General features: G+C 62.9%; 6 protein-coding genes and 1 pseudogene. 2 read left to right on the top strand and 5 right to left on the bottom strand.

Annotated features, from left to right (window positions below; translation table 11 throughout):
* Positions 1–98: 98 nt before the first annotated feature.
* Both CAG02_RS30370 and CAG02_RS30365 read right to left on the bottom strand, forming a co-directional pair.
* Positions 99–827 (bottom strand): methyl-accepting chemotaxis protein, encoded by a 729-nt coding sequence (locus CAG02_RS30370; protein WP_371320909.1) that lies wholly within the window; start codon positions 825–827, stop codon positions 99–101.
* Between the two features lie 129 nt (positions 828–956).
* Positions 957–1889: pseudogene (locus CAG02_RS30365) on the bottom strand (cache domain-containing protein); the annotation flags it as partial.
* A 599-nt stretch (positions 1890–2488) separates the two neighbouring features.
* Here CAG02_RS30365 and CAG02_RS29335 point away from each other — a divergent pair.
* Positions 2489–3385: a PA4780 family RIO1-like protein kinase gene (locus tag CAG02_RS29335; RefSeq protein WP_085711266.1), complete on the top strand. Its 897-nt coding sequence runs from the start codon at positions 2489–2491 to the stop codon at positions 3383–3385.
* 56 nt (positions 3386–3441) lie between these two features.
* Positions 3442–4659 carry an MFS transporter gene (locus tag CAG02_RS29330; RefSeq protein WP_085711267.1) on the top strand — a complete coding sequence of 406 codons (1218 nt, stop codon included), beginning with the start codon at positions 3442–3444 and terminating at the stop codon, positions 4657–4659.
* On the opposite strand, the gene cueR is transcribed toward CAG02_RS29330, so the two are convergent.
* The 3 genes from cueR to CAG02_RS29315 all read right to left on the bottom strand — a co-directional run bounded on the left by cueR (position 4613) and on the right by CAG02_RS29315 (position 7911).
* Positions 4613–5026 carry a Cu(I)-responsive transcriptional regulator gene (gene cueR / locus CAG02_RS29325; RefSeq protein ID WP_025111722.1) on the bottom strand — a complete coding sequence of 138 codons (414 nt, stop codon included), beginning with the start codon at positions 5024–5026 and terminating at the stop codon, positions 4613–4615. The genes CAG02_RS29330 and cueR overlap by 47 nt on opposite strands.
* Positions 5023–7416 carry a heavy metal translocating P-type ATPase gene (locus CAG02_RS29320; protein WP_085711268.1) on the bottom strand — a complete coding sequence of 798 codons (2394 nt, stop codon included), beginning with the start codon at positions 7414–7416 and terminating at the stop codon, positions 5023–5025. Before CAG02_RS29320 ends, cueR begins: the two co-directional genes overlap by 4 nt.
* A 108-nt stretch (positions 7417–7524) precedes the next feature.
* Positions 7525–7911: a hypothetical protein gene (locus tag CAG02_RS29315; protein ID WP_085711269.1), complete on the bottom strand. Its 387-nt coding sequence runs from the start codon at positions 7909–7911 to the stop codon at positions 7525–7527.
* Positions 7912–7989 lie beyond the last annotated feature (78 nt).

The following is a 7989-nucleotide window of genomic DNA, read 5'->3' as shown; positions in this document are numbered from 1 at the left end:
GATTTGTGCGGCGGGGGGGCAGGGGGTGACGGCGATCATCGAGCGCTGAAATTACAGGAGTTCCCTCTCTCAAAAGGAGAGGGAATTCCAAAGGTTACTCAGGTACGGAACCGCCGCACCAACCCATCCAGCTCATTCGACAACCCCGCCAGACTCTGCGAATCCAGCCGCGCCGAATTGGCCAGCTCTGCCACCAGTTGCGCATCACCATGAATCTGGCTGATATGCCGATTGATGTCCTCAGCCACCTGATGCTGCTCTTCCGCCGCCGTGGCGATCTGAGTGTTCATGTCGCGAATCACATCCACCGACTCACGAATCTGGCCAAAGCTCTCCCGCGCCTCACCAATCCTTGCCACCGACTGCTGCGACACATCGAGGCTGGCGCGCATCTGTTGTGTCACCGCGCTGGTGCGCTTGGCGAGATTGCCCAGCAGCCCGTCGATTTCCGCCGTCGAGTCAGCCGTGCGTTTGGCCAGTGCGCGAACCTCATCGGCCACCACCGCAAAACCACGGCCTTGCTCGCCGGCCCGCGCCGCTTCGATGGCCGCGTTGAGCGCCAGCAGGTTGGTCTGCTCGGCGATGGAGCGGATGGTGCCGAGGATCGACTGGATGTCGTTGCTGTCGCGTTCCAGTTGTTGCATCGACTGCGCCGATTGCTCCAGTTCCTGGCTCAGTTGATCGACGCTGTGCACCGCCGCATCGATCTGCTGCTGGCCTTCGCGGGCCTGGCGCTGGCCGCTGTCGGCCGACTCCGCGGCCTGGCTGCACGAGCGGGCGACTTCGTTGGCGGTGGCGACCATTTCGTGGAATGCGGTCGAGACCATGTCCACGGCTTCGCGCTGGCGTCCGGCGGCTTCGGCCATGTCGCCGGAAACCCGGGTCGAACTCTGCGACGTGGCGAGGATTTTCCCGGCCGCGCCGCCGATGTGCTGGATCAGGCTGCGGATCGCGGTGAGGAATTGGTTGAACCAGTTGGCCAGTTGCGCGGTTTCGTCGCTGCCACGGATGTCGAGGTTCTTGGTCAGGTCGCCTTCGCCCTGGGCGATGCCTTCCAGACCGCTGGCCACGCTGCGGATCGGCCGCACGATCAGGCTGGCGAAACTGGCGCCGACCACGGCGAAGATCACCGCCAGCACGGCGGCGATGATTGCGATCAGCCAGGTGAGTTTGGTGGCCGAACTCATCACGTCGTTCTGTTTGATCAGGCCAATAAAGGTCCAGCCCAGTTGCTCCGACGGCCAGACGTTGGCCATGTAGCGCTCGCCGTTGAGCTCGACTTCCACCAGCCCTTTGCCGGCCTTGGCCAGTTGCGCGTAGCCCTCGCCGAGACTGTCGAGGCGTTTGAAGTTGTGCTCGGGCTGCTTCGGATCGACCAGCACCGTGCCGCTGTTTTCCATCAGCATCAGGTAGCCGGTTTCGCCCAGTTTGATTTGTTTGACGATTTCGGTGAGCTGCTTGAGCGAAACGTCGATGTTGACCACGCCGCCCTGGGCGCCCAACTGGTTGGCCACCGCGCGCACGGTGCTGACCAGCACCGCATCGTCGCCGGCCCAGTAGTAGGCCTCGGTGCGCAGGGTCTTGCCCGGGTTGGCCATGGCGGTCTTGTACCACGGGCGCGTGCGCGGATCGTAGTTGGACATTTTCGGGTCGCCCGGCCAGAACGCGTAGCCGCCGCTGTTCAGGCCATAGGAGACATAGGAATAGGCCGGATGGGATTTGGCCAGGCTTTCGAACAGGGCAAACAGCTGCTTGTCGATTTCTCCGTCGCGGGTGTCGTCGGCGTTGGCGCTCATGCGGCTTCTTACGCTGCCATCGGCGCTCTGGACCAGCGGTTGCGCCGCCAGGTAATCAACGTTCTGGCTGATACCGTCAAAAAACAGCTGCATGGCATTGCTGACCTGTCGGATCTCGCGTCCGCTGCTGTCGACAAAGCCTTCCCGGGCATCGCTGCGCAGGTTCAGTACCACCAGCGTGGCGACCAGCACCACTGGCAAACAGGCGATGATTGCAAACGCCCAGGTCAACTTCTGTTTGATGTTCATCCGCGCTCCAGATTTTCTTGTAGGCCCACGCAGTGCAGATGACTCGCGGTTTTTTGGCAGCCGAAAAACGTTGTTTGCCACTCCTTTCCTTGAGTGCGACATCGAATTTTTTGGAACGATTGTCGGACAAATTCCTCTGTCTCAGAGGAATTCGGCTGCCGAAGAGGGAAATTGAGGCTGTAAGAGAAAATTCTTACGACGGGAACGAAGCTGGATGTCAGATTCTGTCGCAAATGCCCTCAAGTCCTTGCGCCAACAAGTTCGACAGGCTCGGCTATGATTCGCAGCGGTCGATACAAGAGCGGTGGATTGACGTATTTGATCCGGCACAGTGTGTGCATCCACAGGTTCACAGGTCGGCAACCCTTCCCCGTGATGCGGGGATTGCCGTATAACGAGTGACATTCGCGTGTTTGGCAATAAAGGACCCACAATAAAAGCTGATGAAGACTCCAAAACGCATTGAACCCCTGATCGAGGACGGTCTGGTCGACGAAGTGCTGCGTCCACTGATGAGTGGCAAAGAAGCAGCTGTTTATGTGGTGCGCTGCGGCAATCAGTTACGTTGCGCAAAGGTCTACAAGGAGGCGAACAAACGCAGTTTCCGCCAGGCGGCCGAGTACCAGGAAGGCCGCAAGGTTCGCAACAGCCGACAGGCCCGGGCGATGGCCAAGGGGTCCAAGTTCGGGCGCAAGGAAGCCGAAGACGCCTGGCAGAACGCCGAAGTCGCGGCGCTGTTCCGCCTGGCCAACGCCGGGGTGCGAGTGCCCAAGCCGTACGACTTTCTCGAAGGCGTGCTGCTGATGGAACTGGTGGCCGATGAATACGGCGATGCCGCGCCGCGTCTGAACGACGTGGTGCTGGAGCCGGATCAGGCCCGCGAATACCACGCGTTCCTGATTTCGCAGATCGTGCTGATGTTGTGTACCGGTCTGGTGCACGGTGACCTCTCGGAGTTCAACGTGCTGCTGACGCCGACCGGCCCGGTCATTATCGACCTGCCGCAAGCGGTGGACGCTGCTGGCAACAACCATGCGTTCAGCATGCTCGAACGTGACGTCGGCAACATGGCGTCGTACTTCGGCCGCTTCGCCCCTGAGTTGAAGAAGACCCGGTACGCCAAGGAAATGTGGGCGTTGTACGAAGCGGGTACGTTGCACCCGGCCAGCGTGCTGACCGGCGAGTTCGACGATCCCGAGGACCTGGCCGATGTCGGCGGGGTGCTGCGCGAGATCGAGGCGGCGCGTCTGGACGAGGAGCGCAAGCAAGCGATCCGCGCGGCAGAGGATGCGCCGAAAGGCAAATCCGACGAACCGCCTCCGCCCCCGTGGATGCAGTGAGCATCTGAAAAACAAAACCCGGCTTCGGCCGGGTTTTACACATTCAAGGATTGATTGTGACCACCACCTCCCGCAATGCCCGGCTGATCATCACGGCGCGGCTTATTTCCGATTTCGGCGCTTTCCTCAACATGGTGGCGCTGGCCACTTATGTCTACCTGCTGAGCAACAGCTCCATGAGCGTCGGGATCTTCCTGGCCAGTCGTGTAGGCGGGGGGATTTTCGCCAGCCTGATCGGCACCGCGTTCTATCGCCTATGCAGCGGTCGCTTGCCGTTGATTGCCTTCGATCTGCTGCGCGCTGCTGTGCTCGGGTTGTTGCTGATCGTGCCGGTCAGCCAGCAGGCGCTGTTGCTGCCGCTGATCGCGTTCGGTCTGGGCTTCGGCAATTCGATGTTCGCCATCGGCCTCAACAGTCAGTTGCCGCGATTGATCGAGCCGGCGCAGTTGCTCAAGACCAATGCCTGGATCACGTCCGCTTCTTCCATGGCGATGGTCGGTGGCAGTCTGGTGTCCGGGCTGCTGGTCGCAGGGTTTGGTTTTGAAACGGTGTTTGCGCTGAATGCGCTGACCTATCTGTTGGCGGCGCTGTTGATCGTGCCGCTGAGGTTCAGCGCACCGGAACCGGTGGCCGAATCAAGCGCTAAACAGGGTGAGTGGTCGGCGTTGTTGCAGGGGTTGCGCAGTGCCCCGGTGGTGGCGGCGATGCTGGCTGTAACGATGGCCGACACCTTGGGCAGCGCTGCGCACAACGTCGGATTTCCGATCATTTCCAGACTGCTCACGCCGGACTCGGCGAGCACCACGCTGGGCCTGATGCTCGCGGTGTGGGCCGTCGGCAAACTGCTGGGCGCACGGATCGCCAGTCGCCTGAACGGTTCTGACAATATCCATCTGGAGCGCCGCTACTTCGGTGGCGTGCTGCTGATGTCCTGCGGTTTCATCCTGATGTTCCAGCAGCACAGCGTCGTCGGTCTTTTGCTGTTTTCGTTGCCGGCCGGGCTGGGCGACGGATTCTCGGAAGTGGGGCTGATGTCACGGCTGCAACGGGAGCCGGAGCCCCTGCGCCTGCCGATTTTCAGCTTCCTGACACTGTTGCAGATGACCGGGTTCGGTGTCGGCATGCTGATCGCCGCACCGTTCTACAACTGGTGGGCGCCGGGTGCCGTGGTGCTGCTGTTCCACGGCATTCCCCTCGCCACTGTGCTGTCGATGAAAATCCTGCTGCTCAGGCGCGGGCGGGTTGCGCGCAGCAGCCCGACGCCAGCTCCTTGAGGATCGGACAGTCCGGGCGATGGTCGCCGTTGCAGTGCTCGACCAGATCCTGCAGGGTGTCGCGCAGCTCGCCGAGTTCGCGAATCTTCTGATTCAGCTCGTCGATGTGCTGGCGGGCCAGGGCCTTCACATCGGCGCTGGCGCGCTGGCGGTCCTGCCAGAGGGTCAGCAGCTTGCCGACTTCCTCCAGCGAAAAGCCCAGGTCCCGGGAGCGCTTGATGAACGCCAGGGTATGCAGGTCATCGTCGCCGTAAACGCGATAGCCGCTGTCGGTGCGATGGGCGGCCTTGAGCAGTCCGATCGACTCGTAATAACGGATCATCTTCGCGCTCAGGCCACTGTGGCGGGCCGCTTGGCCGATGTTCATCGGTTGTCCTCCAGATCCTCGGGTTTCCAGGTTTTCAACAGTAGCGCATTGCTCACCACACTGACGCTCGACAGGGCCATCGCCGCACCGGCCAGCACCGGATTGAGCAAGCCGAACGCCGCCAGCGGAATGCCGATCAGGTTGTAGACGAAGGCCCAGAACAGGTTCTGGCGGATTTTCGCGTAGGTCTTGCGGCTGATCTCCAGCGCGGCCGGCACCAGTCGCGGATCGCCGCGCATCAGGGTGATGCCGGCGGCGTGCATGGCCACGTCGGTGCCGCCGCCCATGGCGATGCCGATATCGGCAGCGGCCAGCGCGGGGGCGTCGTTGATGCCGTCGCCGACCATGGCCACGACGCCGGTTTTTTTCAGCTCGGCGACGGTGGCGGCTTTGTCCGCCGGCAGCACTTCGGCGTGGACGTTCTCGATGCCCAGCGCTTCGGCGACGACGCGAGCACTGCCACGGTTGTCGCCGGTCAGCAGGTGGCTGTGGATATGTCGCGCAGCCAGTTGTTGCACCGCATGCAGCGCGCCGGGCTTGAGGGTGTCGCCGAAGGCGAACAGACCGAGCACACGGGGTTCGGGGCTTTGTTCGATCAGCCACGACAGTGTCCGGCCTTCGGTTTCCCAGGCCTGGGCGGACTCCGCCAGCGTGCCGGCGTCCAGACCGGTTTCCTCCAACAGGCGACGATTGCCCAGCGCCAGGCGCCGACCGTCGAGATGGCCGGCGATGCCGCGACCGGTCAGGGACTGACTGTCGCTGACATCGGGCACCGCCAGATTGCGCTCGGCGCAGGCATCCAGCACCGCTTTGGCCAGCGGATGTTCACTGCCGCGTTGCAGCGCGCCGGCCGCTGTCAGCAGGGCATCTTCGTCACCGTTGATCGCACTGAAATGCGCGATGCGCGGGGTGCCGGAGGTCAGGGTGCCGGTCTTGTCGAATACCACGCTGTTGACTTCATGGGCGCGCTCCAGCGCTTCGGCGTCCTTGATCAAAATCCCGTGGCGCGCGGCCACGCCGGTGCCGGCCATGATCGCGGTCGGTGTCGCCAGACCAAGAGCGCAGGGGCAGGCGATTACCAGCACTGCAACGGCGTTGATCAGCGCCGTTTCCAGCGGCGCGCCATACAGCCACCAGCCAATCAGTGTGGCCAGGGCCAGCAGCAGAACCGTCGGCACGAACACCTGACTGACTTTATCCACCAGTTTCTGGATCGGCGCCTTCGCGGCCTGAGCGTCTTCCACCAGACGGATGATCCGCGCCAGCACGCTTTCCGCACCGAGCGCCGTGGTGCGCACCAGCAGGCGGCCTTCGCCGTTGATCGCGCCGCCGGTGACCTTGTCCCCCGGCTGCTTGGGCACCGGCAGGCTTTCGCCGCTGATCAGCGCTTCGTCGGCATGGCTCTGGCCTTCCAGCACCTCGCCGTCCACCGGGAAACGTTCACCGGGTTTGACCATTACGAGATCGCCGAGGCGCAGGGCGCTGATGGCGACGTCCTGTTCACGACCCTCGATGACCTGAATCGCCCGTTCCGGCCGCAGCGCTTCCAGTGCGCGGATGGCGCTGGCGGTCTGGCGTTTGGCGCGGCTTTCCAGGTACTTGCCGAGCAGCACCAGCGCGATGACCACTGCCGAGGCTTCGAAATACAGATGCGGCATGCCCTCGGTGGTCGTGGCCCATTCATAGAGACTCAGTCCGTAACCGGCGCTGGTGCCGAGGGCTACCAGCAAATCCATGTTGCCGGCGCCGGCGCGCACGGCTTTCCACGCGGCCACATAAAACCGCGCGCCGAAGATGAATTGCACCGGAGTGGCGAGGGCGAATTGCGCCCAGGCCGGGAGCATCCAGTGAATGCCGAACGGTTGCAGCAGCATCGGCAGCACCAGCGGCAAGGCGAGGGCGATGGCGCAGATCAGCGCCCAGCGCTCGTGGTTCAGGCGTTGCTGATGATTGTCGGATTGTGGATGTTCGAGTTCGAAGAGGCTGGCCGAATAACCGGCCTTGCTCACTGCAGCGATCAGGGTTTGCGGGTCGACTGCGCCGAGCAGCTCGAGGTGGGCGCGTTCGTTGGCGAGGTTGACGCTGACGCTTTTCACTCCCGGCACTTTGTTCAAGGCACGCTCGACGCGGCCGACGCAGGAGGCGCAGGTCATGCCGTCGATGTTCAATTCCACGGTTTGCTGCGGCACGCTGTAGCCGGCGCGCTCAACCGCTTCCATCAGCGCCGGCAGGCTGTCGCCGGGGGCCTGCACCCGGGCCTGTTCGGTGGCGAGGTTGACGCTGACGGCACTGGCGCCGCTGACTTTGCTCAAGGCGCGCTCGACGCGGCCGGCGCAACTGGCGCAGGTCATGCCGCTGATGGGCAGATCGAACGTGATGGAATCGGACATCGGTCGTACTCCCTGTAGTGGATGCCTACAGGATCAACCTTGCCATGCTGGCAAGGTCAAGGCCAAAAAAAGGGGGAGCCTGCCGGCTCCCCCTTTTCGGGCCCTGGCTCAGTATTCGAGCGCGGCTGGCCGCAGGTACAGTCCCCTTTGATCGTTGGACGCGATCCGGTACTTCACCACACTGCCGGCCTTGAGCGTGATTTCCTGCGCCGGCGGTGCCAGCATCCCCGGCTTGCAGCCCGGCATCTGGCCTGGCTCCAGTTTCAGACGAATGGAAACTTTGCCGTAGGGCAGATTGAACGATGTGGTCTGTTCCTGAAGCAGCCGCCCGGCCAATTGATCCTGGATGTACACGCCGATCTCGCAGGAGGTCGGCACTTCCAGACGCTCGCGGGAGATGATCAGAACGGCGTAATCCTCGCCGGTTGCGTTGGCCTGGGGCAGGCAGGCAAAGAAGCTGAGTAGGCCAAACAGGCTGAAAGCTGACCAGCGCATGGCTGAATCTCCTGAATTGATGTCATGGATGCACGCAGCTTGGCCGAGCGCGGCGCCGATTGCCAGCCCGGCAGTTGT

The sequence above is a fragment of the Pseudomonas sp. R43(2017) genome, from assembly GCF_002112345.1.
GTDB lineage: Bacteria > Pseudomonadota > Gammaproteobacteria > Pseudomonadales > Pseudomonadaceae > Aquipseudomonas > Aquipseudomonas kribbensis.
The sequence above is the reverse complement of the archived record's forward strand: the minus strand, read 5'-3'. Positions and strand labels throughout refer to the sequence as shown.